This window comes from Chryseobacterium oryctis (assembly GCF_025971925.1).
GTDB lineage: Bacteria > Bacteroidota > Bacteroidia > Flavobacteriales > Weeksellaceae > Chryseobacterium > Chryseobacterium oryctis.
In genome coordinates this window covers 506,443-531,363 of record NZ_JAPDHV010000002.1, presented here as the reverse complement: position 1 = coordinate 531,363, position 24,921 = coordinate 506,443, and the positions used below count along the sequence as shown (strand labels likewise).

Below are 24,921 nucleotides of genomic sequence, written 5' to 3'. Positions count from 1 at the left end.
TTTTTGTCAATAGATTTTTTTTTATGAATATTTAACGTAATTTTAGTCTGCAACGTATCCCAAAATAGCGAAAACACTCAGTAAAAGATTCATTCTTACCTTTTTTTCTGCCTCTTTATTATATGCTTCTTCATTTTTACTAGGAACATACAATTCATAAAAATTTTTATTTCGAATGACAAAAAGTGTAGAGCCAATAATGGTAGTAAGAACATCCTCTGGTTTTGGAGTAAAAGTAAAAACTCCTGATGCTACCCCTTTTTTGATAACATCGTCCAATTTTTTTACAAACAACTGGTAAAAATCCAAGAGTTCATCTTTAAGATTTTCGGTATGGCGAAGTTCCTGCGTAACAAAACCATGGAAGTAATTATACTTAAATAACTGGCCAACAATGTATTTGATAATCTCTTTCATCTGCATTTCTGGCTTACCTTCTTTTATGGTATCTGCAAATTCAGAAAAGTTCTCTCTGGTTTTCAACACTCTATATTGATAGAGATAAGACATCATTTTTTCTTTTGACCCAAAATAATAGGAAATCATCGCCACATTAATATTTGCTTTTGAACAAATATCTCTTACAGACGTTCCCTCATATCCCTTTTTAGCAATGAGTTCTTCAGCTATATTCAGTATATGTATTTGTTTCTCCGTAAATTTTTTCTTCATGAAGTGTACTTTGAGTAAAGTTAAGAAATTTTTAACATAAAAGTAAACGTTCGTTTAATGATTTTAAGTTAAACTTAAATATACTACTTTTGGGCTATGGATTTTTTTGATTTTCATCATCATAAGAAACATATAAAATACGGTATTTATAATCTCGGTAAAGGAATCCCTCCAGATTTCCCATATTCTATTGGTATTCACCCACAAGATATTGAGATTCAAAATATTGAAACTCAATTTAGCTGGATGCAATCAATGATGTTTCAAAATTGCTTTGCCATTGGAGAATGTGGTTTAGACTCCCTTGTTCCGATTGAAAATAAGATTCAGGAAGAAGTATTTTTAAGACAAATCTTGATAGCAAACGAAGTAAAAAAGCCCATCATTATTCATTGTGTGAAAAAATTTTATGAGGTAATTTCATTTAAAAAATATGCGAAACAGCCAATGATTATTCATGGTTTTAATAAAAAACAAAGTATTGCAGAAGACTTACTTAAAAATAATTTTTATTTGAGTTTTGGAAAAGCTGTTTTGTATAATTTATCTTTGCAAAATACTTTGAAAATTACTCCTTTAAACAAAATATTTTTAGAAACTGATAATGAAGATTTTAACATTGAAGAATTATATCAAAAAGTTTCAGAAATAAAGGAAGTTTCTCTGGAAAAACTTAATGAACAAATTTTAGAAAATTTAGAAACGATAAAAAATGGATAAATACTGGTTGGAGAGAACCGAACTTCTTATCAAAGAAAAAGGATTGGAAAATCTAAATAAAGCATCTGTTCTAGTTGTGGGATTGGGTGGAGTTGGTTCTTTTGCAGCCGAATTTTTGGCAAGAGCCGGAGTCGGAAATATGACTATTGTAGATGGTGATACTGTTGACATTACAAATATTAACAGACAGCTTCCTGCACTGCATTCCACTGTTGGAAAGCATAAAGTTGAAGTAGTCGCGGAAAGACTTCTGGATATCAATCCAAAACTCAATCTTATAAAAATCAATGAATTTCTAAATCCTGAAAGAATGGATGAGATTCTAGATAACGGAAAATTTGATTATATTCTTGACTGTATTGACAGTGTAACCCCAAAACTTACTTTACTTATTGCTGCAAGAAGGAGAAAAATAAAAGTTGTCAGTTCTATGGGAGCAGGTGGAAAAACAGACCCAAGTATGGTAATGGTGAGAGATATCAGCAAAACTCACAATTGCTTTCTGGCAAAACAAGTAAGAAAAAGACTAAAAAAAGAAAAAATAAACAAAGGAATTCGTTGTGTTTTTTCTAATGAAATACAGAAAGAAGAAAGCTTAAAGATGACTGACGGAAGTAATTTCAAAAAATCATTTTACGGAACCATAAGCTATATTCCTGCAATGTTTGGTCTTTATGCTGCAGCTGAAGTTATTAATTATTTAGTGAAAAAAGATTAAAAAATACCCTAAGTCTAATCTCCAAACATATTCTTTTAAAAATACACCTTATATTTACAGTTCGTAAATGACAAATTTCAAATATCCCAAAGCTGAAAAGCTGAAAAAAAACAATGAAATCACTTTGCTTTTTGAAAAAGGCAAATGGAAAACGAATGGGAATTTGAGAATTATTATCCTTAAAAACAAGCCAACCTTCCCTATTGAAACTACAAAGTTCGCTGTTTCTGTTTCTAAAAAATATTTTAAAAAAGCTGTTCACAGAAATCGCATAAAAAGACTTTTAAGAGAATGTTATCGTTTAAATAAAGATATGTTTAAAGAAGCATTCGGAGAAAAAACAATTGCGATGCTGTTTTGGGTATCACCAGAATTACCTCAAAAATATCAAGATGTAGAAAAACAGTTTATTAAACTTTGTGAGGCACAAAAAAAGTGATAATACTTTTTTAATACACCAAAATTTTATTTTACACATCTTTGCATACTTTTTGTAACTTTAAGGGAAACAAATCTGAAAATTAAAATGTTAGACAATATTCCTTATCTACCTTATGTGTTAAGTACATTCATTGGCATTGGCTTGGCTGCAGCAACGGGCTTTAGAGTTTTTCTTCCGATGTTTGCCGTAAGTTTAGCTTCATACGCTGGCTGGATTCCTATGAATGAACAGTTTGAATGGCTTGCAGGTCTTCCCACTCTTATCACAACAGGAATTGCAACTATCGCTGAAATTTTAGCTTATTATATCCCTTTTGTTGACCATTTATTAGATACGCTTTCCGTTCCTTTGGCAACGGTTGCGGGTTCTGTACTATTTGCGAGTCAGTTTGCTGACTTGGGAACTTTTCCTCAATGGGCTTTGGCTCTTATTGCAGGAGGAGGAACAGCGGCAACCATAAGCTCCGGATTTGCAGGAATTCGGGCGGCATCTACAGCGACAACAGGAGGTTTGGGAAATTCGGTGGTTGGAACGACAGAAACAGCGGGAGCGGGAATCATGTCTGTTTTAGCAATGGCTTTACCTGTTTTAGCTGCAATCTGTGCTATTATTTTAGTAATTGTAGTTGTTATTTTTGGGCGAAAAGCCTGGCGAAAACTGAAATCAAAAAAGGAAATAGTAAACAATAATTTATAAAAAAATCCCAGTTTAAAAGCTGGGATTTTTTTTTCTTTAATTTCTATTTCGAATATCTTTTATTTCCTGAATTTTAGATTCAAAATACTCTTTCTTTTCAGGGTATTTATTAATTAATACTTCGAAAGCTTTTATTGCTTTTGTATACAATTTTTGTTCAACATAAAGGTTGGCTAATGTTTCGGTCATTAAATGTGAAATATCATCCGTTTTCTCTTTTACAACAAAAGAAACCTCATCTTTAAGCTGACTTATTTTAGGATTGTTCTCTATAAAAGTTTCAATTGCTTTATTTTTAATTTCAACTTTTTCTTTCTTGATTTCCTCACTTCTATCAATTTTCAACCAACTTTGCCAGGTATTAATAAATCCTGGAACATTACTATCAATTGACTGAGGTTTAACTTCTTCAACAATTTTTTGAATCTCGGCTTCTTCTTTCTTCTCTCCTTTTACTGGTTCACTGATTTTAAGACTTGAAATATCAGAACCAAAGAAAGAAACGTTCATAACCGGAGCTTCTTCTTGACTTGGAACTTCATTTTTTATTTCTTCATCAATCTGAATAGCTCTATTTGCTGAATTATCTTCTTTAACGTCAGGTAAAACCTCTACTTCATTAGAAGTTTCTTTTTCTTCGGCTTTCGGAGATTCTTCAATTTGAATTTCAACAGGAGATTCCTGAATTATAGGCTCTTCAATTTTTGCAGGTTGAGTTTCCACTGATTTATTAAGTAACGAATCCGGAGTATGAGCTTCAAAACTCATCGGTTTCCAAGTAGATTTTACCTCTGGTTCACTTTCAACAACCGGTTCTTCAGTTTTTTCTTGAACCACATCAATTAGTTCAGGTTCTTGCTCGGCTTCTGAAACTTGAGAAATTTCCTCCGGTTTTACATCAAAACTTTGGGTTTCTGCAAAACTTATATCGTGGCTAAGAATCTCTTCTTCCTCTTCTTTTTCTTTTTGCTTTTCAACAACAGCACTTTTGCTTTCCTTCATTTTTCTTTCAACCTCTTCAATCAGACGACGCATTTCCTCTTCATGCTTATTTATATTAGATTGAGGAATTTCTGCTTTTATCTCTTCAACGGTAGTCGATTGAATTTTCACATCCGGTAAAAAGGACTCTGTACCGTGAAAACTAAGTTCTGAAGCATTATCAACAACTTCTTTCTCTGTTTCAGATTCTATTTTATCTTCATCAATAACCGTTTCAGGAGTAAATTCTGCAACTTTCTCAACCTCATTATCAATTACCTTTACATCAATTTCTTCTTCGTTTGAAGATTGGGTTTCCTCTGTTGCTGGTTTTTCTTGTGTCTGTGTGACTAGAGTTCCAGATTCTAAAGTAGATTCCAAATCAATAGTTTCGACATTTGTATCATCTAGGAAGTTTTCTTCTCCCTCAAATAAAATACGATTTCTCTCACCATTTATATAAATAGGTTCCGACTGTGACGTATTCTGTAAAAGGCATGAAGCCTCTTCATATTTATCTTTTTCTTCTAAAGTTTCTTTATTATCAACAACCTCTTCCTTAGTTTCAACAGGTTTTTCAACTTCACTAACAGGAATTGTGATGCTGTCAATCACTTCGTTTTTGGGTTCCTCTCTTCTTAACGGAAAACTATTTGCCTGATAAACATATTTAAATGTACTCTTAGGTTCTAATGTATTCTTAGATTCTTCAGTTTTTTCAGGTATTGGTTTTATCGTTTTTTCAACAATTTCCAGATTTGGTTTTTGTTGAATCTTGCCATTAATCAGTTGATACAGAATTTTTTTATCCGTAGTATAAGCAGCCGTTGTTGATAGCTCTTTCTGGTAATTTTCTTTATCAAAGAGATGCACTCCATATAAATGCAAAGCTCTGATATTCTGAATATACGGAAAAGAATCAATCTCGCCCTTCAAAAGATCTAAATCTTCCGACTGAATATGTTTTGGGTTCTTTAATAATTCTAAAACTCTAGGATTCATCTTACCAATTCGCTACGATATCGTTAAATATTTTGTTTATAATTCTGTCTGTTACAATTTTTACTTGTGAAGCTTCTATGTCGGCCTGAGACAGACTACTATTGAATACTGCCTCGTCAGAATATGTTCTGTCAAAGCTAGAATCCGGATGTAATTTATTTTCGTAATGTACTTTTACCGTAATTGTAAGTTTATTCTGAGACTCCTGAACCACCCCTCCTACATTATTACTCATTGTATTTGAACTAATTGTTGTGGGAGAAATTGAGTAATCGGTAATTTCACCTTCAATCAAAATATCCGGATTTTCTTTTGTCCCTTTTAAAGTAGTTCTTTGTAAAAATCTATTCTGAATATCTGTAGAAAACTGTTGCGCTAAAGTCGGATTCACCAACGCAGCATTATTAGGAAATTCATTGATTTGAACAGTTTTTTCATCTGTAAGAGATGAACCCGTAAAAGAGTAACAAGATTGTAAAAATCCTAAACTGATAACCAAAATCCATGAGAATTTTAGTTGAAATATTTTAACCTTCTTTAATTTAATATTCATTTTTTAGTCCTATTTCTTGTATTTCGTCATGCTCAATCTGCTGCATTGCATCTTCAAAAGCGAAATAATTAGCTGTATAAGAATATGGCATCGTTAATAAAATACCTATCCCACATGCGATAATACCTAATTGAGAAAGAAACCCGACAACAATTGAAAAAAGCAAGATATTCCAAATATTTCCTTTTGTCATCACTTTAGACATATTCCATGCGGTTTTGACATCTTTTACTCCACCAAGAGAGATAAGCGCCGGCATATAAAACCCTTTTAAAACTACAGCAAAAATTATAATATACATAATTGCCAAATAAGGAAACAAAAGAACAGAACCTAAAGCAGAAGGCTCTCCATTTTGTTGCGTAGCAAACATTATGATAGCCAAAGGAATATATAAAACCAATATTCCTCCAATAATTATTAATTGTAAAATAAAATACGGTGTAAAATTATCAAAATTAAAAATTTCTCCAGCTCCAACGTTTTCTCCTTTTCTTAATTTTCTTAGATAAGTATATAAGTTACCCATTCCCAACATCGCGCAAAAAGGAATAATAGCCATAATAATGCAAAATATTACTGCTAAAAAAATGTTTCCAAAGTTAGCTTTCAAAAACTCATATCCTTTACTGAGATAATCATTAAATTTAAAATTGATTGGCTTTACACTAATTCTCATGATTTATTTCTTTAATTAATATTTAGTGATTTATTCTTCCAAATTGTATTGTTTTATTTTTCTATATAGAGTTCTTTGAGAAATACCTAATTCATCAGCAGCTTTATTCCTCCTTCCTTTATGTTTCTCCAACGCTTTGATTATTAAATCTTTTTCATTATTTTGGAGAGACAAAGATTCAGGTCTTTCGTCCTCAATTTCTATATCTTCCACATCTTCATAACTTTCTTCAGGATTTGAAATTATTGTCGGATTTTGAACATTAGAATTGGTATTCATATTATTTTCAAAAAACAACAAAGAATTAGAACTTACAGGTTGTTGACTCTCCTGAGTATAAATCCTGTTAATCAAAGTTTTCTCCTGATTACTCAAATCATTACTTCCTCTGTTTTTAATTAATTCCGAAGTTAAGGATTTTAAATCATTTAAGTCGTTTCGCATATCAAAGAGAATTTTATACATAATTTCTCTCTCACTGCCGAAGTCATTTTGTTTCTGAGTATTAGGCGTGTTTACCACCATTGGAAGATGTGCATCCATTGGAATATATTCTGCCAGTTTTTCAACCGAGATATGTCTTTCTCTTTCAACTACAGTCATTTGCTCAACCAAATTTCTTAGTTGGCGCACATTTCCCGGAAAGGCATAATTTTCAATATAATGAACTGCACTTGGTTCCAGTTCAAGCTCAGGCATTCTGTATTTTTCAGCAAAATCGATTGCAAACTTTCTGAATAACAAATGAATATCCCCTTTTCTTTCTCTCAAAGGAGGCATATCAATCTGAACGGTATTCAAACGATAATACAAGTCTTCACGAAATCTTCCATCCTGAATTGCCTTCATCATATTCACGTTTGTAGCTGCCACAATTCTCACATTGGTTTTTTGGATTTGAGAAGAACCCACTTTCATAAACTCCCCACTCTCCAAAACTCTCAACAAACGAACCTGTGTTTGCAAAGGTAATTCCCCAACCTCATCAAGGAAAATTGTTCCGCCATCTGCAACTTCAAAATATCCTTTTCTGGTTGCTGTAGCTCCTGTAAACGCTCCTTTTTCGTGCCCGAATAATTCTGAATCAATCGTTCCTTCCGGAATTGCACCACAGTTTACAACAATGTAGGGCTGATGTTTTCTTTTTGATTCTGAGTGAATAATTTTAGGAATAAATTCTTTTCCCACACCACTTTCTCCGATTACCAAAACGGAAATGTCGGTTGGTGCCACCTGAATTGATTTTTCCAAAGCTCTATTTAAAGCCGGAAAATTTCCGATGATTCCGAAACGGTTTTTTATATTTTGCAGCTCGTTGCTCATAAGTAAATTTTAGATTATTGATTTAATTTTTGTCTACATTAATTATTCTTACTGTAAACACATCTTGAATATATGATGAAAAAAACATCATATTTAGCATGAATTAAATTATCAAATCTAAATAATCTTTGTTTCTAACTTTTGAAACTTTATTTTTTAAATATGTGCTAACACTAAAGTTATTTGTTTTGTTTTGTCTTTCAAAATTTAACAAAAATAAGTCAACCGTCCTAGTTTGAGAATACATGAACCCCAAGCTCTGAACATCAGAACCTATATTCCTCTGGAACCTTGGAAAGTATTTCTTAATAATATCAACGGCTCTACTTTTCTGATTTAACTTCTGAAAAGCGAGTTCTTCGGTTGAGCAAAATACCTGAAAATCATTATTGAAAATTTGGTGATGTACCTCACAAATCTTTTTACAACCGTTATTCTCAATAGCATCATTACTTATCTGAGCCGAGATATTACCATAGATTATTACCAACAAAACACCAAGGCAATATTTTTGTAATTTTTCCATTGTCTTTATATTAAGCTATTGATAATAATTTTTATTTTTTTTATTCGAAACAATTGTTACTCTGCAACTCTTCCTAAAAGTGTGCCTTGTGTGTTATCATATACAAAAACATCCACAATGTCACCAATTTTCTGTCCTTCAGACATATCAAAAACACAAACGGCATTTTGAGAATTTCTCCCTTTCCACTGATTTTTGTTCTTTTTAGAAACTCCTTCAATTAAAATTTGATGAACTTTCCCAACATAACCAGCCATTCTTTTTCTTGATAATTCCCCTTGCAAAGCAATTACTTCAGCCAAACGTCTTTGTTTTACATCTGCAGGAATATTATCCTCCATTTTTTTGTGAGCAGGAGTTCCTGGTCTTTCAGAATAAGCGAACATATAGCCGTAGTCGTATTCCACCTCTTTCATAAGGCTTAAGGTATCTTGATGATCTTCTTCTGTTTCATTACAGAAACCAACGATCATATCCTGAGAAAATGCTACTTCAGGAACAATTTCTTTAGCTTTTTTAATCAAATCTAAATACTCTTCACGAGTGTGTTGTCTGTTCATCGCTTCAAGCATATTATTACTTCCGCTTTGAACAGGGAGGTGAACGTATTTACAGATGTTATCATGTTTTGCCATCATTCGGAATACGTCTAAACTCATATCCTGAGGATTAGATGTTGAGAACCTGATTCTCATTTCAGGCACTGCTTTCGCTACCAAATCTAATAACTGTGCAAAATCAACCGCCGTTGCTTTCTGCATTTCTGATGCTTTAGCAAAATCTTTCTTAGGGCCTCCTCCATACCAAAGATAAGAATCTACATTTTGTCCTAAGAGTGTAATTTCTTTATATCCGTTATTCCAAAGATCTTTACATTCCTGAAGTATAGAATGTGGATCACGGCTTCTCTCTCGGCCTCTTGTAAACGGAACTACACAGAAGGTACACATATTATCACATCCCCTTGTAATCGTAACAAAAGCAGTGACACCATTTCCTCCCAAACGAACAGGATTGATATCTGCGTAGGTTTCTTCTTTTGAAAGAATAACATTGATAGCATCTCTACCATCCTCGGTTTCTTTCAAAAGATTGGGAAGATCTCTATATGCATCCGGGCCAACAACTAAATCAACAAGTTGTTCTTCCTCTAAAAATTTAGTTTTCAATCTCTCAGCCATACATCCAAGAACTCCAACCGTCATATTCGGTTTCTCCTTTTTAAGATTTTTGAACTGAGAAAGACGCATTCTTACTGTTTGCTCTGCCTTTTCACGAATCGAACAGGTATTAAGAAGTATAAGATCAGCTTCTTCTACCTTCATCGTTGTATTATATCCTTGTTCATTAAGGATCGATGCAACAATCTCAGAGTCAGAAAAATTCATCTGACATCCGTAACTTTCTAAAAATAATTTTTTAGAGTTTTCAGGTCTCTCTGCAATTGCAAAAGCCTCACCTTGTTTTGTTTCGTCTATATATTTTTCTTGCACGATAGTCTTTTTAAATTCAAAATTTAAAGTTCAAAAAAAAGATTTTAAACTTTAAAAAAGATTAGTTTGCAAAGATACAAAATATTGTGACAGAATGTCAGCTACATTTTAAAGAGAATTATTCATCTAATCTCCATGGTCAAAATGATCTGATGTAAAGTTAATTTTTATGACTTTTTTGGAAATAACAGGATTACCATCTTTGATAGCGGGTTTCCATTTCTTTTTTACTTTTCTAATGGCAAAATCCATATCCTCAATAAACATTTCACTATTTTTTACTTTTGGCAAAACGTCTAGATTTCCTATTTTCCCATCCGTATTCACATCAAATACAAACACAAATTGCCCATTCACAGCATACTTTCTCAAGTCAATATATGCATGAACCATCCTTAAAAACTCTTTAGTAAAAGCATCATCACCTCCTGGGAACTCAGCGTTTCTGGAAATCTCTGTGTTTTCTATTTTCATTTTTTCTTCTTGTGAATATCCTTTAAATCCAATAAAAAGTAAGAATAAAATTAAAATATATTTCCTCATATTCATACAATTACATATCGACAGAAACTGAAGAGAAATTCATTTTAAGTTTCATCTCTGATTTCACTGGTTGATTATTACACGTTGCCGGAACCCAGTTTTTCTTTATTCTTCTCACAACATACTGCATATCATCAAAAAAAACTTCACTGTTTACGACCTTCGGATCGCCTGAAACATCAACAACTTTACCCGTTTCATCAATAGTTAAAGTAAATGTAAAATCACCTGCTATCGTATAAAAATCAGAATTAAGGTATGTGTACATATATTTCCTTAAAATTTCTTTATAAGTTGCCGCACCTCCTTCAAAAGCTGCAGGTTTAAAATCTTTGCAACCTTTCACAGCGACCTGAAGAAAAGGTTCTTTAATATCAATCTTTAAAAGGTTCTTATTATTTTCCATAATAAAAGAATCGTCTCTATCTTCTAAATCAGACTGTGCAAATGCAAAGTTTGCAACAAAAAGTCCTATAAATAATGCTATTGCTTTCATATAATATTCTTTTCTATTTAGTACTATTAAAAACCAAAATTACACCAAAAAAACAAAGAAACTCCACTAAATAGCGAAGTTTCTTGTAAATATTTTCGATTCGATTGTTTTAAAATTATAATATTTCTATCTGATTTCTCAACAAATCTTCAAACTCATCTCTTTTTCTAATCAAATGGGCTTTTCCGTCTAAATATAATACTTCAGCTGGTTTTAATCTTGAATTAAAGTTTGAGCTCATCTCAAAACCATAAGCTCCTGCATTATGGAAAGCCAAAATATCACCTTCTCTTACTTCATTCAGTTTTCTATCCCAAGCGAAAGTATCTGTTTCACAAATATTTCCAACTACGGTGTAAATTCTTTCCGCTCCTTTAGGATTCGATAGGTTTTCAATCACATGGTAAGAATCATAAAACATTGGACGAATCAAATGATTAAATCCTGAATTTACCCCAACAAAAACAGTAGCTGTAGTTTGCTTGATAACATTAGCTTTCACTAAAAGATAACCGCATTTTCCTACTAAGAATTTTCCAGGCTCAAACCACAATTCGAATTTTTTTCCTGTAGATTTCGTGAATTCGGAAATTACTTTTTCTACTTTTTTTCCTAAAGTTTTCACATCTGTTTCTTCTTCCGTATCCTGATAAGGAATTTTGAAGCCACTTCCCATATCAAGATATTTCAAATTCGGAAAATGCTCAGAAAGTTCTAACATAATTTCCAGAGCCTGTAAGAAAACGTCCGGATCTTTTATTTCACTTCCTGTATGCATATGAAGCCCTTCAACATTCAGATTTGTACTTTTCATCACCCTTTCAATGTGACGAACCTGATGAATAGAAATACCAAATTTACTATCGATATGACCTGTAGAAATTTTATAATTTCCTCCCGCAAAAATATGTGGATTAATTCTTACTAAAATCGGATACGTATTTCCATATTTATTCCCGAATTGTTCGAGAATCGAGATATTATCTATATTAATATGTACTCCAAAAGTCATCGCTTCTTCAATCTCAACCAAATCAACACAGTTTGGAGTAAATAATATTTTTTCTTTGGGGAAACCTGCTTTTAGCCCAAGTTTCACCTCGTTAATTGATACACAATCCAAAGAAGCACCCAAATTCTTGACATACTTAAGGATATTAATGTTTGTCAATGCTTTCGCAGCATAGAAGAACTTTGTGTGTTTTAAAAAAGAGGATGTAAGCTTCTCGTATTGAGTTTTAATAGATTCAGCATCGTAAACGTACACCGGTGTGCCAAACTCATTGGCAATTTTTAATAATTCTTTTGAATTCATAATATCATTTTAACATAAAAAGGGCAGATTCTTCGAAAAGAGTCTGCCACAATAATTATTTTTATGCAAGACAACTCTTTTATACATTCCAAACCTTAGAGAACTTTACAGCCCCCTTTTTACCAGTTTTATTTAGTTTAAAATTATGCATTGCTTATTCTTATTTTTTTGCAAAAGTACTATTTATTTTTATTTTGAAAAAATCGAATTGAAAGTCAGATTTTTCTTAATAAAAACTCATATAGGAAAAGACCGCTCTTATTTTGGCAATGGCAACGTCTCAAAATCTCCACGGAGTAAAGCCAATTGTAATTCATTAATCAAATCTGAAGATGAAAAAACCAAATCGATTTTCAATTTAGAAATCTTACTTAATGTTTGTATTTGAGTAAACAATTCATAAAAACCATAAGAAACAACTTTACCATTTTCAATGATTATGAATAACTTTTCTCCCAACTTTCTTCCTTGTCCAAGCCAAAGCTCGTTTCTTTTTTTGAAATCTATCTTCTTTTTAAAAGCTTCAATATCATTAAACTCTTCCCGAGAACCAATAAATTGAATCGCCTTTGAGCCTTGTGTAAAAGACCTAAACTTAAGAATAGGCTTTTCAAGTTTATTTAACTTATTTTTTTCAACAACATATTTATTATTTCGATGATATAACCCAAACGGAAGGCTTTCTTTTTTCCTTATATTTTTAGAACTCAATATCAGTTTAGCAATAATATCCGTTCCTGTAAGCTCAAAATTAATCTGTTCAACATTTTTTTGAGTCTGCTCCCATTTTTTAGACTTGGAATTAAAAACTTTCTTTGAAAATTTATTAATGTCCTGCACATAATCCGAAAAGATAATTTTACCTTCTTCATCCTGAAAGTAAACAAACCCTCTTTCGTTGGGCAAATCCTGGGTCAACTCTTTGATTTTATTAATATAGGTTTTAGCATTTGTTTCATCATGATGTTTTTGAATAATTTCATTCTCTACATCTTTGGAAACCAAAAGCTTGAATAATTCCAACGTTGCCCTCGCATCACCTTCCGCTCTATGATGATTGGTTAAGGGAATCCCAAGTGATTTCACCAACTTCCCAAGAGAGTAGCTTACCTCATCCGGAATCAGCTTTTTAGCCAAAGGAATTGTATCCAATGTATTGATTTTAAAATCATAACCAAGTCGACTGAACGATTGACGAAGCATTCTGTAATCAAAATCTATATTATGACCAACCAAAGTTGTATTTTCCGTTATTTCCACTATTCTTTTGGCAATTTCATGGAATTTCGGGGCAGTTTTGACCATTTTTGGAGTAATATTGGTCAATTTTTGTACAAACGGAGTAATATCACTATCCGGATTGACAAGAGAAATAAATTGATCAACAATTTTCTGCCCATCATATCTGTAAATAGCAATATCTATAATACTTTCCTTTCTGTAACCCGCACCGTTACTTTCTATATCAATTATGGAGTACAACTTATTTTATTAAAATCAAGCCCTAAAATTAGGAATTATTTAATAGATTTTCTTCATCCCTTCATAATTTTTCACTCGCAAACGATAGTTCTCATACCAATGTGAGCCGAAAATCTAATTCCCAACAAACAAGAAAATATCATATATACTTGTGGGAAGTTATTTCATTCTCAAAATATTATATGCCATTCCTTTATTTAGAATTTGCTATTAAATTTTACATCTTTTTTGAAAATTAAAAACATAAATCTGTTTCTATAGCATTACCTCCTTCTTCCTCCTAAACCAAGCATTCCCAAAATCGCTTTTGCTCCTTCTCTCATCAAAGTACTTGTAAAGGTACGCCCTGCTTTACTTTGTAACACTTGCTCAAACATTCCAGGTTCTTCTTTTACAGGTTTCGTTTTTTGATTTGGAACAGCGTTTTGTGTTGCCTGTTCCATTCTCTTCACCAATATTTCATATGCTGACTCCGAATCCACAACTTCATCATATTTAGCAACTAAAGCCGATTTACTTGTCAAGTCAGAAATTTCAGCATCATTTAATATATCCATTCTTGATTCTGGAGAGATTAAATAAGTATGAACTAATGGCGTCGGAATTCCTTTTTCATCTAAAGCCGTAATAAACGCCTCGCCAATTCCCAAATTCTGAATCAAGCTTGACGCATTATAATATTCAGTTATCGGATAATTTTCGACTGCTTTTGTTATTTCTTTTTTATCCTTAGCTGTAAAACCTCTCAAAGCGTGCTGAATTTTCAACCCTAATTGTGACAGCACATTTTCAGGAACATCGCCCGGAATTTGTGTAATAAAATAAATACCCACTCCTTTTGAACGAATCAGTTTCACCATCGTTTCAATTTGAGAAAGAAGTGCTTTTGAAGATTCATCAAAAATCAAATGAGCCTCATCAATGAAAAGAACTAATTTAGGTTTTCCACTATCTCCTTCTTCCGGAAAAGTCATATAAATTTCGGCAAAAAGCGAAAGCATAAATGTTGAAAACAATTGCGGTTTATTCTGAATATCTGCAACTCTCAAAATATTTACAACACCTTTCCCATCTCTTGTTTGAAGTAAATCCTGAACATCAAAACTCAATTCTCCAAAAAAACTTGCTGCTCCTTGTTGTTCCAAAGCCACAATTGATCTTAAAATAGCACCTAAAGATGCAGTTGCAATAGAACCATAATTCGCAGACAATTCTGCTTTTCCCTGAGGATTTTCTGTTACATATTGAAGAACTTTTTTTAAGTCGTTCAAATCAATTAAAGGCAAACCTTTATCATCACAATATTTAAAAACAATTGACATGATACTTTGCTGAGTATCATTCAGTTCTAAAATTTTACTTAATAAAACAGGACCAAACTCTGTAACCGTAGCTCTCAATTTCACTCCTTTTTCTCCGGAAATTGTCATCAGTTCAACAGGGAAAGCCTGTGGCTCATACGGAAGTTGAGTTTTTGCATATCTTTCTTCTATTACAGAATTCATCTTTCCAGCCTCTGCAATTCCAGAAAAATCACCTTTAATATCTAAAACTAAAGACGGAACTCCGGCATGAGAAAGTTGTTCAGCAAACGCTTGTAAAGTTTTTGTTTTCCCTGTTCCCGTTGCACCGGCAATAAGCCCATGTCGGTTAATCGTTTTTAAAGGAATCGTTACATTTACCTCAGGAACGACTTCTCCGTCCAACATTGCCTTCCCCAATATTATATGTTCCCCTTTTGGAGTGTATTTTGAGTTTAGTTCTTCAATAAATTTCGCTTTATCTGCCATTTGATTTTTTTTAACACACTAAAGATATAAGTTTTTGAAAAAAAACAATTAATAAAATAGTATGCTTCATTTAATTTTTAATCAAAAAATAAACTTCAACTCCTTCAGACAAATTATAATTCTAAAAAAACATGATAAAAAACATTCTTGCAATCACATCACCTATTTCAACCTGAAAATAAAGGTTTTTTGAATAAATTCATCCCCTCAAAAAACCATAAATTGACAGTTCCTATTATGCAGATTTAAACATTTAATTTACATATCTGACAATACTTTGTATCTTTATCTAAATTTTTAAAATAAAAGCAATGAAAGTTGAACAAATATACACGGGCTGTCTGGCTCAAGGCGCCTATTATATTGTGTCAGAAAATGAAGCTGCAATTATAGATCCTCTTAGAGAAATAAAACCTTATCTGGATAGATTAGAAAAAGACAATGTAACTTTAAAATATATCTTCGAAACGCATTTTCATGCTGATTTTGTTTCAGGACATTTAGATTTAAGCAAAAAAACAGGAGCTTCCATTGTTTATGGTCCTACAGCTCAGCCTGCATTTGATGCCATCACTGCTGAAGACAATCAAATTTTTGAAATAGGGAAGATTAAAATAAAAGTTCTGCACACTCCTGGTCATACTATGGAAAGTTCCACTTTTATGTTGATTGATGAAAACGGTGCTGAAACTGCTATTTTTACTGGTGACACTCTATTTTTAGGAGATGTAGGAAGACCTGATCTCGCCCAAAAAGCGACCAATCTTTCACAAGAAGATCTTGCCGGTATTTTATATGACAGTCTGCAAAATAAAATTATGCCTTTAGCTGACAACATTACTGTTTATCCGGCTCATGGAGCAGGTTCTGCCTGTGGAAAAAATATGCAAAAGGAAACAGTTGATCTTTTAGGAAATCAAAAAAGAACCAATTATGCGCTAAATCAACCTAATAGAGAATCATTTATAAGAGAAGTTCTTGACGGATTAACTGCTCCTCCAAAATATTTTGGAATGAATGTAGCAATGAACAAAGGAGGCTACGAAAGTATTGACAATGTAATAAACAAAGGATTAACTCCTATTTCTGTTGAAGATTTTGAAGATTATGCAGAAGAAACAGGTGCTCTTATTTTAGATACAAGAAGTCCGCTAGAATTCCATAAAGGATACATTCCTAACTCAATAAATATCGGATTGAAAGGAGATTTTGCTCCTTGGGTAGGTGCATTAATCGTTGATGTAAAGCACCCTTTACTATTAATTACTGACGATGGAAATGAAGAAGAAGCCATCACAAGATTGAGCAGAGTAGGATTTGATAATGTCATAGGATATTTAAACGGAGGTTTTGAAGCCTGGAAAAATTCAGGAAAAGAAACCGATGAAATCAAAAGAATTTCTCCGGAAGAGTTCGCAGAACAATTTGATGAAAATTCAAAAGTTATCGATGTAAGAAAATTAGCAGAATATTCTGCAGAGCATATTGATAATGCATTTAATAAACCTTTAGATACCATTAGTGATTGGGTAAAATCTATTGATGATTCTGAACATTTCTTTATTCACTGTGCAGGAGGATACAGAAGCATGATTGCCGCAAGCATTCTTAATTCTCACGGAATCAGAAACTTCAGCGAAATAGAAGGAGGATTCAATGGAATTAAGAAAACAGAAAAATTTCCACTTTCTGATTTTGTTTGCCAGTCAAAAACAATGTAATAAATAATTAAGACTAATATTATAACTAAATATGTCTCAAAAATTTCAAGAAATAATTGACTCCGAAAGACCTGTATTAATTGATTTTTTTGCAACTTGGTGTCAACCATGCAAAGTACAGTCATCTGTATTAAATACAGTAAAGGAAAACGTTGGCGAAGGGGCAAGAATTATAAAAGTAGATGTTGACCAATACCCCGCTATTGCCGCTCAATACGGAGTTCGAGGTGTTCCGACTCTGGCCATCTTTAAAAAGGGTGAATTACTTTGGAAAGAAAGTGGAGTACATGATGTGAATACCCTCACGCAACTTTTACAAGAATATATCTAAACTGTGATTTTATCACAGTTTTTTTATTTCATTACAATCGAAAAATCATCTCTGTCATTCAAAAACTGAAAATGTTTTCTAAAATCTTTTAGTTCATCTAAATTCAATTCTGCTGAAACAATATTTCCTTTTTTTTGTGAAATTTCCGTTCCATCTGCAAAAAAACAGTGAGAACTTTCAGGATAAAAAAGACTATTTCCGTCTATCCCAATTCTATTTAAACCAAAAACAAACGACAAATTCTCAATCGCTCTTGCTTTCAGCAAATGTTCCCAAGCTCCAACTCTTTTTTCAGGCCAATTCGCAACATATAAAACAATATCATAATCTTCATTATTTCTTGCAAAAACAGGAAAACGAAGATCATAACAAACCTGCAATAAAATCCTGAATCCTTTATAATTTACTACCACTCTTTCCTTACCCGGAGTATAGACTTTATCTTCTCCCGAAAAAGAAAACAAATGCCTTTTATCGTAAAAATCTACTTTAGAATCTGGCTGAACGAAATACATTCTATTATAAAAACAACCGTTATCTTCAACAGAAACACTTCCACAAAATGCCGCATTTTTTTCTATCGAAATTTTCTTTAAAAATTCTAATGACTCCTGATTTTTGTCTGAAACTTCGGCAGCATCCATACAAAAACCCGTTGAAAACATTTCCGGAAGTAAAAATAAATCAGCCTTTTCATTTTGAAGCTCTTTTTCAATCAATTGAAAATTCTCTAATTTATTTTTCCAAACAATATCCTGGTTCAGCCCTACAATTTTCATTTTTTTATTTTAAATATTTCATAAAAATACTGTTTTTAAAATTTGCTACAAAAGAAGAAACATCATTTTAATAAGTATGATTTTTATCACTAGAAAGTGATTTAAGTTTCTATTTTATCTATTTTTGTTTTGAACTAAATCTAAAAAATTATGAAAAAGTTTATTTTTGCCCTTCTTGTATTTGTTTTAGGGAGTTGTGCCAGTAATAATTTGGATGAAATCCAAAATGAAAACCATACCGTAGCTCACGGTAAAATGGCAAATACTGTTACACAATATGATATTTTTTTAATCGCCGGACAGTCTAACACTCATTTTGGTGTAGGTTACGATCCACGAATAGATACTACAGACCCTGATATTTTTCAAGTAGGAAGAATTTTTCCGTATAATAAACAAATTATCGCTGCATCTGAGCCACTTCAACATTGGACAGCTCTCCCAACTAATATAGGATTTGGACTTACCTTTGCAAAAAACTATAAAAAAAATTCACTAAAAGAAAACAGAAAAGTTTTACTTGTACCTTGTGGTTTCGGAGCTACCCCGATTGAGCTTTGGGAAAAAGGAACCCCTTTATATAATGACGCTGTAGAAAGAACATTAAAAGCATTGAATGACAACCCCGGAAGCACTATAAAAGGTATTTTATGGCATCAAGGAGAGTTCAATGTAGGAATTCCTAACTATACTCAAAAATTAGACAAATTAATTCTCGATTTTCGCACAGATCTTGGAAATCCTGACCTTCCGGTTGTATTAGGAGGAATGGTACCTTTCTGGACAAATCTACTTTCTATAAGAGTTACTCAACAAGAAAAAATTAAAGACACCCCGAATAGAGTCCCCAAAACGGCTTATGCAGATCCTACCGTTCCATTTGTTATAAAAAAACCAATCAATTCTATTGATGCCATTCATTTTGATGCTAATGGACAACGAGAATTAGGCCTTAGATACTACAATCAATATAAAACATTAGAGTAAAGCCGTTTTTCTGAATTACAAACAATCCTTAATATTTCTAAACATAAAAAAATTGATTTCTTAATAAATTATAAAGTATTCTATTTTTGCAGATAAAAAACTATTTCGGTTCTATTTTTGCTGCAAAACAATCTTAGTAATAACATTAAAAATGAAAAATCTATGAAGAAATTGATTTTTATGTTCACAATGCTCTTTTTCGGAGCTACAGCAAATGCTCAAGCTTGGACGGGAAAAGGAGACCAAAAAATTCAGTTAGGACTCAATGCCTGGGGATACGGAACCGGTGTAACAGGAACATATGATTATGGTTTAAACAAGCTTCTTTCCATAGGAGGAGGACTGAATGCTTATTTCGACGGATATAAAAACAATGACAAAGACAACAAAGTTTTTATTTTTGGTAGATTGAATTTCCACCTTCAGGATGCCTTAAATTTACCTTCAAAATGGGATATTTATCCTGGTGTTGATTTAGGGGTCCTTGGTAAAGAGTTCGGAATCGGAGCACACATTGGCGCACGATACTACTTCAATGATAAAGTTGGAGTTTTTGCAGAGGTTGGAAACAATGGAAGCATAGGGGTTTCTTTTAATTTATAAAAAATCATCATATTATATGACAAAGCTTCTCATTTCGGGAGGCTTTTTATTTGGCATAGTTTTGATAATTGTTACCTTTGCAAATTAAAATCTAAAACATATTAATGGAAATAGCAATTAAACTCTTTCAATTCATATTAAGTATTTCTATTTTAGTAATTCTTCATGAGCTTGGGCACTTCTTACCCGCAAAATGGTTTAAAACCAAAGTAGAAAAATTCTATTTATTCTTTGACCCTTGGTTTTCTCTTGTAAAAAAGAAAGTTGGCGAAACTGAATACGGTATCGGATGGCTTCCTTTTGGTGGATATGTGAAAATTGCCGGAATGGTAGACGAAAGTATGGATACTGAGCAATTGAAACAACCTGCACAACCTTGGGAATTTAGAGCAAAACCGGCTTGGCAAAGATTAATTATTATGCTTGGAGGTGTTACTGTAAACTTTTTCTTAGCCTGGTTAATTTATAGCTGCCTTTCTTTATTTAATGGAGAAATGTATACTGACCTTACCAAATTCAACAACGGAATTGGTGTAAGTGAAGCAGGAAAGAAAATGGGCTTCCAAACTGGTGATAAAATTGTAAGCATAGACGGAAAACCAGCAGAAAGATTAGAAAACGCTTCTATTAATATACTTTTTAGTAATAGTGTTACTGTACTTAGAGACGGAAAAGAAGTTACATTCAAGGTAAATGATGAAGGTGTAGCAGATGTTATCAAACAAAGAGAAGCAAAATTGTATATTACACCAAGAATCCCAATGATTATCGATTCTTTGGCAACACCCGCTTCTCAAGCTTCAGGCTTAAAAAAAGGAGACAAAGTAATTTCTATTAATGGGAAGCAAACTCCATACTTTGATGAAGTTGCTACAACACTAAATGAAAACAAAGGAAAAACCATCGAAATTGAAGTTTTAAGAAACGGAAAACCAGAAGTTGTTTCTGCATCTGTAGATAAAGACGGAAAATTAGGTGTTGGTGTTGACCAAAAAAGCATGTTAAACTTTGTTACTAATAAACAATATTCTTTTGGAGAATCAATCCCGAGAGGTTTCGCAAGAACTATTGAAGCGTTGACAATGCAGGTTAAACAATTTAAAATCATGTTCAATTCAAAAATTCAAGGATATAAAAATGTCGGAGGACCTATTGCCATCGTAAAATCTATGCCTGTAGACAGGGATGCAGACGGAGGTTTTGCGATCAACTGGCCTGCATTCTGGAGTTTTACAGCAATGTTTTCAGTTTGGTTAGCATTTTTAAACTTAATTCCTATTCCTGGATTAGATGGCGGACATGTTCTTTTTACTTTATATGAAATTATCGTAGGAAAACCTGTTCCTCAAAAAGTATTGGAAAATGCACAAATGATTGGAGTTATCTTCCTGTTAGGCTTGATGTTACTAATTTTCGGAAGTGATATTTTTAAAATCTTCACCGGAAAATTATAATATTTTTGAAATTTTTATTAAAAATATTTGTAGGGTATAAATATTCGTCCTATATTTGCACCACTTAAAAAACAAAGGACATTCCTCCTTAGCTCAGTTGGTTAGAGCATCTGACTGTTAATCAGAGGGTCGCTGGTTCGAGCCCAGCAGGAGGAGCTAAAAAGACTTACATTTTTGTAAGTCTTTTTTTTATTTTCATAATCCTGGTACAAACTCTAAAATTTCAATTCAAAACTTCCAAGCTATAAACACCAACTCGTTTTAATACAGACACAAAGTGTCAATAATTTTATAATAAATATATTGGAAAGTCTAACAGCAGATTGTTTCTTTCCAAAAAAAACGTCACTTAACTCGAAAAAAGTAAATGACGGTCAATTATTTTTAAACTTCGCTTAAACCGAACTCAGGTTAAATAACAATTATTTTCACCCTCTAGCTGTCAGATAAAGTTGTGACTATTAAAGATTATACAGAAGTATGATACAAAACAGACATATATTAAAGCCTAAACAGATTTCATACTAAAAATTTTTTTTCCACTTGGAAATTGTATTTCTACTCAGCTTAAATTCATTAGCCAGCTCAGTATTATTGAGTTTATTTTCTTTTTGATAGTGTAAGATTTTAAGGATTGTCTTTTTATCGTAGGAGCGAAGTCTTTGATTAAGAACACGTCCATCTTCGTCCGCACCGTTGACTATAATATTATTCAATTTTATTATATCTAAAATTGTCAACTTTTTTTTCTTGAGAATACTTTCACAATCACTTTTCTTATGCGGATATTTCCTTGAAATCATATCTTCATATATAAGTTTATAGTTGGGTGATAAATTCTTCATAACTATCATATTTATTTTACAATTCTCATCCTCTAGCCATTCTGACTATCAATTGTGTTGGAGAGCAATTGTTCATTATCATTATATTGTCCATTAGTTGGTTCTTAGGAATATGGAGACTGGAGGATGAGAATTGTAAATTATTAACTAATCCACTTCTATTATTGTTTATATTGAAGGAACAACAGAAGCTTCAAACAAACTTAATGAACATACTAAATATTGTTAAACTGAACAGCCTCACTTTTTTTGATTAAAAATGAATGTATTATTAAAGCAGATATTGATTTGATTACTATAGATGGTTTGATGTATCTTATCAATCCAATGATCTGATCCAAAACCGTTCGCGGGATTTGGAACCGTAATTAAGTCTCCCTTTGTGAGAAAATCATACGATATATTAAGTATAATTTATTAATCTGAATGTTTGATCTATGTTTTCGCTTATTCTCAATTTTTTGATTGCAAAACAATAGGATCTCCCAAATATTGCTTTATCACATATATGTAATAACCAATTTATGTGACCTAGTTAAAATGGGAGACCTATCTTTAAAAACTTTTACATTAGAGTCTATTTGATCTTTGGAATTTCATCTTTAATTTCAACTTAAAAGAGTAGAATATTTTTTTAAATTTCCCTAGATTATTAGTTATTATAAATCAATACCTGCATCTTTGAAAGCATACTTTCAGTATCCCCATCATATCCGACATAAGTAGTTGGAATAACATTTACTGCTTGGGAACCAGACCATGCTTTAAATTGCACTTTAAAAGTGTACGTCCCTTCTGACAAAGTGACAGCTTTTAAAAATGTTACAGGGACAGGTAAATCAAGTAACCCTCCACCATTTCCCACTTTCGATACATACGCCGAAGATATTTTTACATTATCTTGTAGTAATATAAACACTCCTTGTGTTGCCGTACCTGTCACAGCCGTGGATCCCACATATCCTAGAATTGAAAACAAAAGTGTTTGAGTTCTTCCAGCAGGAACAGTATGGGTAAATACCAATCCTGGCACATCAGCCGTTTGCCCAGCATTAACATTTACAGTTGATGTGCCCTGAAAATAATATACGTTAGAAACAAGCCCACTTATAATTGAGCCAATATTAGCCCAGCTAGGAGCAACATTTGGACCATTAGAAGTGAGTATTTGTCCCAAGGCACCAGCATTCCCAGCTGTATTAGAATTTCCTCCAACATTCAATTCATTGGTTAGCTGTATAGAACCATTAACATGTAGTGTCTTCTGAGGAGTGACAGTATTAACCCCAACCTGAGAGAAAGTTGCTATAGGGAAAATAGTTATCCCTGCTAGTAATAAAATTTGTTTTTTCATCTTAAATTATATTAAATTAAACTAAATTATGTAGTTATAGTGATTTTAAAAATTGTAGTCTAACAGACTCTTTTTATGTTATTTTTTTATTAGCTTATAGATTTATTTATTATTTGAAATATTGAAAACTTCCAAATCGATTCTACAATCTATTATTAAGTTATTAATTTAAAGCAAGTTACACCCATCCCAATCCACTGATTTCAATCAAATAAACAATATTTTTTTTCTTTTTTCCATTCATAATATGCAACAGATTAATTAATCCATTTCTATTTATCGTCATATTTTGACACCCATTTATAAAGCGTTGTTTTGGGAATCCTATATTCTTCAATAATTTGCTGCTTAGTCTTTTCCCCCGTATTGATAAGTTCCAAAACAAAATCTATTATTTCTCTTGTATAAATATTTTTTCTGAATTTCGGTAGCATCGTTTTATTTTTTTTTAGGTTTCTGGATAAAGGCGGAGCAAATAAAATCAGATGCTGAGTATAAAACCTGAAAAAATCATATTCCAGCAGCTTACTCCATTTCAGCAAAACATCTGTGTTCATATCTTTTTGTAAAAACATTTCTTGCAGTACATGTTCATTACATTTCATGAAATTACATATACGCAGCGTTTCTACATTAAGCTCCTTTACCCGTTGCTTAATCAACGAGCCTATATGAATATCCTTAAAATTGTTGAGCATGTTTAATTATTTTATTTATCATAATTTTAAACCAAAGAATATCCTTAAAAACCTTCAACCATGGTAATTCGGTATCAGAACTTATGAAAAACTAACACCTCACTACCAGGCTGAAGATATATAAGTTGATCTATCACATTACGGCTTCCAATAAGACCATACTGTACCATTGTATACCGCAAGCTGCCTTGCTATAGTATCATACACCATCATTCCTGGCGCAGGATTCACAATATTTAAATGGGGGCTGGCTACCTTAGGAAGAATCATCGCCTTGTTGCTTTCCTCCAGAACCAAAATCCCATCTACAGATGTTGGTATGCCTATGCTCACTTTCGCCTCAGACTTTTCTGTTTTGGAGCTCTGTATAGACAAGTCTACAACGCCTGTTCCATCTACACTCAGATCAAACCAACTTCCTCCTTTCAGGTATTTCACTTTCTTATCTGCTACATCGAAGATTACCGTTCCGTTTTCCGTAATTCCGCTACTGTCTTCTATGTAAGGGAGCACAAGACCCCTGCCCTCGCTGTCGGAAAACTCCAAAGACACAGAAGGGTTACTTACCGCTGTTTTACCAATAGCCACCTGCCCATGCAAGAAAGCCATACCGAATAATGTGATAAGCGCTATTATTTTTTTCATTTTCTTGATTTTTATATTTAAACCTGTAAGCAAAAGCTACTCAATAAACTTTTCACTTTTGCTTAAGGTTTAC

At 32.6% G+C, this 24,921-nt stretch carries 26 protein-coding genes, 1 tRNA gene and 1 pseudogene; 11 read left to right on the top strand and 17 right to left on the bottom strand.

The features are described 5' to 3' along the window. Positions 1–42: 42 nt before the first annotated feature. Positions 43–672 (bottom strand): TetR/AcrR family transcriptional regulator, encoded by a 630-nt coding sequence (locus tag OH806_RS06255; protein WP_264742809.1) that lies wholly within the window; start codon positions 670–672, stop codon positions 43–45. Positions 673–768: 96 nt separating this feature from the next. Here OH806_RS06255 and OH806_RS06250 point away from each other — a divergent pair, with 96 nt between their 5' ends. The 4 genes from OH806_RS06250 to OH806_RS06235 all read left to right on the top strand — a co-directional run bounded on the left by OH806_RS06250 (position 769) and on the right by OH806_RS06235 (position 3,248). Further along, entirely contained in the window at positions 769–1,392 is a 624-nt protein-coding gene (locus tag OH806_RS06250) for a TatD family hydrolase (protein ID WP_264742808.1), read from the top strand. Next, on the top strand, positions 1,385–2,110 hold the full coding sequence (locus OH806_RS06245; RefSeq protein WP_264742807.1) for a tRNA threonylcarbamoyladenosine dehydratase: 726 nt from the start codon (positions 1,385–1,387) through the stop codon (positions 2,108–2,110). Before OH806_RS06250 ends, OH806_RS06245 begins: the two co-directional genes overlap by 8 nt. A gap of 67 nt (positions 2,111–2,177) precedes the next feature. Next, complete coding sequence (rnpA, locus tag OH806_RS06240; protein ID WP_264742806.1) at positions 2,178–2,549, top strand: ribonuclease P protein component; 372 nt, start codon at positions 2,178–2,180, stop codon at positions 2,547–2,549. Positions 2,550–2,636: 87 nt separating this feature from the next. Then, positions 2,637–3,248, top strand: coding sequence for a DUF4126 domain-containing protein (locus tag OH806_RS06235; protein WP_264742805.1), 612 nt, complete (start codon positions 2,637–2,639; stop codon positions 3,246–3,248). Between the two features lie 36 nt (positions 3,249–3,284). Here the strand turns inward: OH806_RS06235 and OH806_RS06230 are convergent, their stop codons facing one another. The 11 genes from OH806_RS06230 to OH806_RS06180 all read right to left on the bottom strand — a co-directional run bounded on the left by OH806_RS06230 (position 3,285) and on the right by OH806_RS06180 (position 15,431). After that, the gene (locus tag OH806_RS06230) at positions 3,285–5,231 is read right to left on the bottom strand and encodes a tetratricopeptide repeat protein (protein ID WP_264742804.1); all 1,947 of its coding nucleotides are present in this window, start codon (positions 5,229–5,231) and stop codon (positions 3,285–3,287) included. 1 nt (position 5,232) lies between these two features. Beyond that, positions 5,233–5,784 carry an LptE family protein gene (locus OH806_RS06225; protein WP_264742803.1) on the bottom strand — a complete coding sequence of 184 codons (552 nt, stop codon included), beginning with the start codon at positions 5,782–5,784 and terminating at the stop codon, positions 5,233–5,235. Continuing rightward, complete coding sequence (locus OH806_RS06220; protein WP_264742802.1) at positions 5,774–6,463, bottom strand: hypothetical protein; 690 nt, start codon at positions 6,461–6,463, stop codon at positions 5,774–5,776. Before OH806_RS06220 ends, OH806_RS06225 begins: the two co-directional genes overlap by 11 nt. A 30-nt stretch (positions 6,464–6,493) precedes the next feature. Next, complete coding sequence (locus OH806_RS06215) at positions 6,494–7,786, bottom strand: sigma-54 interaction domain-containing protein (RefSeq protein WP_264742801.1); 1,293 nt, start codon at positions 7,784–7,786, stop codon at positions 6,494–6,496. Positions 7,787–7,889: 103 nt separating this feature from the next. After that, positions 7,890–8,312, bottom strand: a complete 423-nt coding sequence (locus OH806_RS06210; RefSeq protein ID WP_264742800.1) for a hypothetical protein — start codon at positions 8,310–8,312, stop codon at positions 7,890–7,892. A 56-nt stretch (positions 8,313–8,368) separates the two neighbouring features. Further along, complete coding sequence (gene miaB, locus OH806_RS06205; RefSeq protein WP_264742799.1) at positions 8,369–9,805, bottom strand: tRNA (N6-isopentenyl adenosine(37)-C2)-methylthiotransferase MiaB; 1,437 nt, start codon at positions 9,803–9,805, stop codon at positions 8,369–8,371. A 126-nt stretch (positions 9,806–9,931) separates the two neighbouring features. Then, positions 9,932–10,279 (bottom strand): energy transducer TonB, encoded by a 348-nt coding sequence (locus OH806_RS06200; RefSeq protein ID WP_264742798.1) that lies wholly within the window; start codon positions 10,277–10,279, stop codon positions 9,932–9,934. A gap of 79 nt (positions 10,280–10,358) precedes the next feature. Next, positions 10,359–10,844: an energy transducer TonB gene (locus OH806_RS06195; RefSeq protein WP_264742797.1), complete on the bottom strand. Its 486-nt coding sequence runs from the start codon at positions 10,842–10,844 to the stop codon at positions 10,359–10,361. Between the two features lie 115 nt (positions 10,845–10,959). Further along, positions 10,960–12,159, bottom strand: a complete 1,200-nt coding sequence (gene lysA, locus OH806_RS06190; RefSeq protein WP_264742796.1) for a diaminopimelate decarboxylase — start codon at positions 12,157–12,159, stop codon at positions 10,960–10,962. Between the two features lie 258 nt (positions 12,160–12,417). Next, positions 12,418–13,641: a 3'-5' exonuclease gene (locus OH806_RS06185; RefSeq protein WP_264742795.1), complete on the bottom strand. Its 1,224-nt coding sequence runs from the start codon at positions 13,639–13,641 to the stop codon at positions 12,418–12,420. 263 nt (positions 13,642–13,904) lie between these two features. Beyond that, positions 13,905–15,431, bottom strand: a complete 1,527-nt coding sequence (locus tag OH806_RS06180; RefSeq protein WP_264742794.1) for a DUF853 domain-containing protein — start codon at positions 15,429–15,431, stop codon at positions 13,905–13,907. Between the two features lie 311 nt (positions 15,432–15,742). On the opposite strand from OH806_RS06180, the gene OH806_RS06175 reads away from it, so the two are divergent. Together OH806_RS06175 and OH806_RS06170 are read left to right on the top strand one after the other, a co-directional pair. Beyond that, positions 15,743–17,152, top strand: a complete 1,410-nt coding sequence (locus OH806_RS06175) for an MBL fold metallo-hydrolase (RefSeq protein ID WP_264742793.1) — start codon at positions 15,743–15,745, stop codon at positions 17,150–17,152. Positions 17,153–17,183: 31 nt separating this feature from the next. After that, positions 17,184–17,483 carry a thioredoxin family protein gene (locus OH806_RS06170; RefSeq protein ID WP_264742792.1) on the top strand — a complete coding sequence of 100 codons (300 nt, stop codon included), beginning with the start codon at positions 17,184–17,186 and terminating at the stop codon, positions 17,481–17,483. Between the two features lie 23 nt (positions 17,484–17,506). Here the strand turns inward: OH806_RS06170 and OH806_RS06165 are convergent, their stop codons facing one another. Beyond that, positions 17,507–18,262 (bottom strand): nitrilase-related carbon-nitrogen hydrolase, encoded by a 756-nt coding sequence (locus tag OH806_RS06165; protein ID WP_264742791.1) that lies wholly within the window; start codon positions 18,260–18,262, stop codon positions 17,507–17,509. A gap of 150 nt (positions 18,263–18,412) precedes the next feature. On the opposite strand from OH806_RS06165, the gene OH806_RS06160 reads away from it, so the two are divergent. From OH806_RS06160 to OH806_RS16645, 5 genes and pseudogenes are all read left to right on the top strand, one after another. Next, on the top strand, positions 18,413–19,249 hold the full coding sequence (locus tag OH806_RS06160) for a sialate O-acetylesterase (protein WP_264742790.1): 837 nt from the start codon (positions 18,413–18,415) through the stop codon (positions 19,247–19,249). A gap of 162 nt (positions 19,250–19,411) precedes the next feature. After that, positions 19,412–19,852, top strand: a complete 441-nt coding sequence (locus OH806_RS06155; protein ID WP_264742789.1) for a DUF6646 family protein — start codon at positions 19,412–19,414, stop codon at positions 19,850–19,852. A 104-nt stretch (positions 19,853–19,956) separates the two neighbouring features. Beyond that, positions 19,957–21,306 carry an RIP metalloprotease RseP gene (gene rseP / locus OH806_RS06150; RefSeq protein WP_264742788.1) on the top strand — a complete coding sequence of 450 codons (1,350 nt, stop codon included), beginning with the start codon at positions 19,957–19,959 and terminating at the stop codon, positions 21,304–21,306. Positions 21,307–21,388: 82 nt separating this feature from the next. Continuing rightward, positions 21,389–21,462: transfer RNA gene (locus OH806_RS06145), tRNA-Asn, on the top strand. Positions 21,463–21,579: 117 nt separating this feature from the next. Then, a pseudogene (locus OH806_RS16645) lies at positions 21,580–21,705 on the top strand (IS982 family transposase); the annotation flags it as partial. A 125-nt stretch (positions 21,706–21,830) separates the two neighbouring features. On the opposite strand, the gene OH806_RS06140 reads toward OH806_RS16645, so the two are convergent. From OH806_RS06140 to OH806_RS06125, 4 genes are all read right to left on the bottom strand, one after another. Next, positions 21,831–22,151 carry a helix-turn-helix domain-containing protein gene (locus OH806_RS06140; protein WP_264742787.1) on the bottom strand — a complete coding sequence of 107 codons (321 nt, stop codon included), beginning with the start codon at positions 22,149–22,151 and terminating at the stop codon, positions 21,831–21,833. 652 nt (positions 22,152–22,803) lie between these two features. Continuing rightward, positions 22,804–23,505 (bottom strand): hypothetical protein, encoded by a 702-nt coding sequence (locus OH806_RS06135; protein ID WP_264742786.1) that lies wholly within the window; start codon positions 23,503–23,505, stop codon positions 22,804–22,806. 272 nt (positions 23,506–23,777) lie between these two features. Next, complete coding sequence (locus tag OH806_RS06130) at positions 23,778–24,203, bottom strand: transposase (RefSeq protein WP_264742785.1); 426 nt, start codon at positions 24,201–24,203, stop codon at positions 23,778–23,780. Positions 24,204–24,341: 138 nt separating this feature from the next. Further along, positions 24,342–24,716 (bottom strand): hypothetical protein, encoded by a 375-nt coding sequence (locus OH806_RS06125; RefSeq protein WP_264742784.1) that lies wholly within the window; start codon positions 24,714–24,716, stop codon positions 24,342–24,344. Positions 24,717–24,921 lie beyond the last annotated feature (205 nt).

What these genes read in the sequence shown, in the direction of transcription:
- OH806_RS06255 (WP_264742809.1), bottom strand. Translation starts at nt 672, where the DNA reads ATGAAGAAAAAATTTACGGAGAAACAAATACATATACTGAATATAGCT.
- OH806_RS06250 (WP_264742808.1), top strand. Translation starts at nt 769, where the DNA reads ATGGATTTTTTTGATTTTCATCATCATAAGAAACATATAAAATACGGT.
- OH806_RS06245 (WP_264742807.1), top strand. Translation starts at nt 1,385, where the DNA reads ATGGATAAATACTGGTTGGAGAGAACCGAACTTCTTATCAAAGAAAAA.
- rnpA (WP_264742806.1), top strand. Translation starts at nt 2,178, where the DNA reads ATGACAAATTTCAAATATCCCAAAGCTGAAAAGCTGAAAAAAAACAAT.
- OH806_RS06235 (WP_264742805.1), top strand. Translation starts at nt 2,637, where the DNA reads ATGTTAGACAATATTCCTTATCTACCTTATGTGTTAAGTACATTCATT.
- OH806_RS06230 (WP_264742804.1), bottom strand. Translation starts at nt 5,231, where the DNA reads ATGAATCCTAGAGTTTTAGAATTATTAAAGAACCCAAAACATATTCAG.
- OH806_RS06225 (WP_264742803.1), bottom strand. Translation starts at nt 5,784, where the DNA reads ATGAATATTAAATTAAAGAAGGTTAAAATATTTCAACTAAAATTCTCA.
- OH806_RS06220 (WP_264742802.1), bottom strand. Translation starts at nt 6,463, where the DNA reads ATGAGAATTAGTGTAAAGCCAATCAATTTTAAATTTAATGATTATCTC.
- OH806_RS06215 (WP_264742801.1), bottom strand. Translation starts at nt 7,786, where the DNA reads ATGAGCAACGAGCTGCAAAATATAAAAAACCGTTTCGGAATCATCGGA.
- OH806_RS06210 (WP_264742800.1), bottom strand. Translation starts at nt 8,312, where the DNA reads ATGGAAAAATTACAAAAATATTGCCTTGGTGTTTTGTTGGTAATAATC.
- OH806_RS06200 (WP_264742798.1), bottom strand. Translation starts at nt 10,279, where the DNA reads ATGAAAATAGAAAACACAGAGATTTCCAGAAACGCTGAGTTCCCAGGA.
- OH806_RS06195 (WP_264742797.1), bottom strand. Translation starts at nt 10,844, where the DNA reads ATGAAAGCAATAGCATTATTTATAGGACTTTTTGTTGCAAACTTTGCA.
- lysA (WP_264742796.1), bottom strand. Translation starts at nt 12,159, where the DNA reads ATGAATTCAAAAGAATTATTAAAAATTGCCAATGAGTTTGGCACACCG.
- OH806_RS06180 (WP_264742794.1), bottom strand. Translation starts at nt 15,431, where the DNA reads ATGGCAGATAAAGCGAAATTTATTGAAGAACTAAACTCAAAATACACT.
- OH806_RS06175 (WP_264742793.1), top strand. Translation starts at nt 15,743, where the DNA reads ATGAAAGTTGAACAAATATACACGGGCTGTCTGGCTCAAGGCGCCTAT.
- OH806_RS06170 (WP_264742792.1), top strand. Translation starts at nt 17,184, where the DNA reads ATGTCTCAAAAATTTCAAGAAATAATTGACTCCGAAAGACCTGTATTA.
- OH806_RS06165 (WP_264742791.1), bottom strand. Translation starts at nt 18,262, where the DNA reads ATGAAAATTGTAGGGCTGAACCAGGATATTGTTTGGAAAAATAAATTA.
- OH806_RS06160 (WP_264742790.1), top strand. Translation starts at nt 18,413, where the DNA reads ATGAAAAAGTTTATTTTTGCCCTTCTTGTATTTGTTTTAGGGAGTTGT.
- OH806_RS06155 (WP_264742789.1), top strand. Translation starts at nt 19,412, where the DNA reads ATGAAGAAATTGATTTTTATGTTCACAATGCTCTTTTTCGGAGCTACA.
- rseP (WP_264742788.1), top strand. Translation starts at nt 19,957, where the DNA reads ATGGAAATAGCAATTAAACTCTTTCAATTCATATTAAGTATTTCTATT.
- OH806_RS06140 (WP_264742787.1), bottom strand. Translation starts at nt 22,151, where the DNA reads ATGAAGAATTTATCACCCAACTATAAACTTATATATGAAGATATGATT.
- OH806_RS06135 (WP_264742786.1), bottom strand. Translation starts at nt 23,505, where the DNA reads ATGAAAAAACAAATTTTATTACTAGCAGGGATAACTATTTTCCCTATA.
- OH806_RS06130 (WP_264742785.1), bottom strand. Translation starts at nt 24,203, where the DNA reads ATGCTCAACAATTTTAAGGATATTCATATAGGCTCGTTGATTAAGCAA.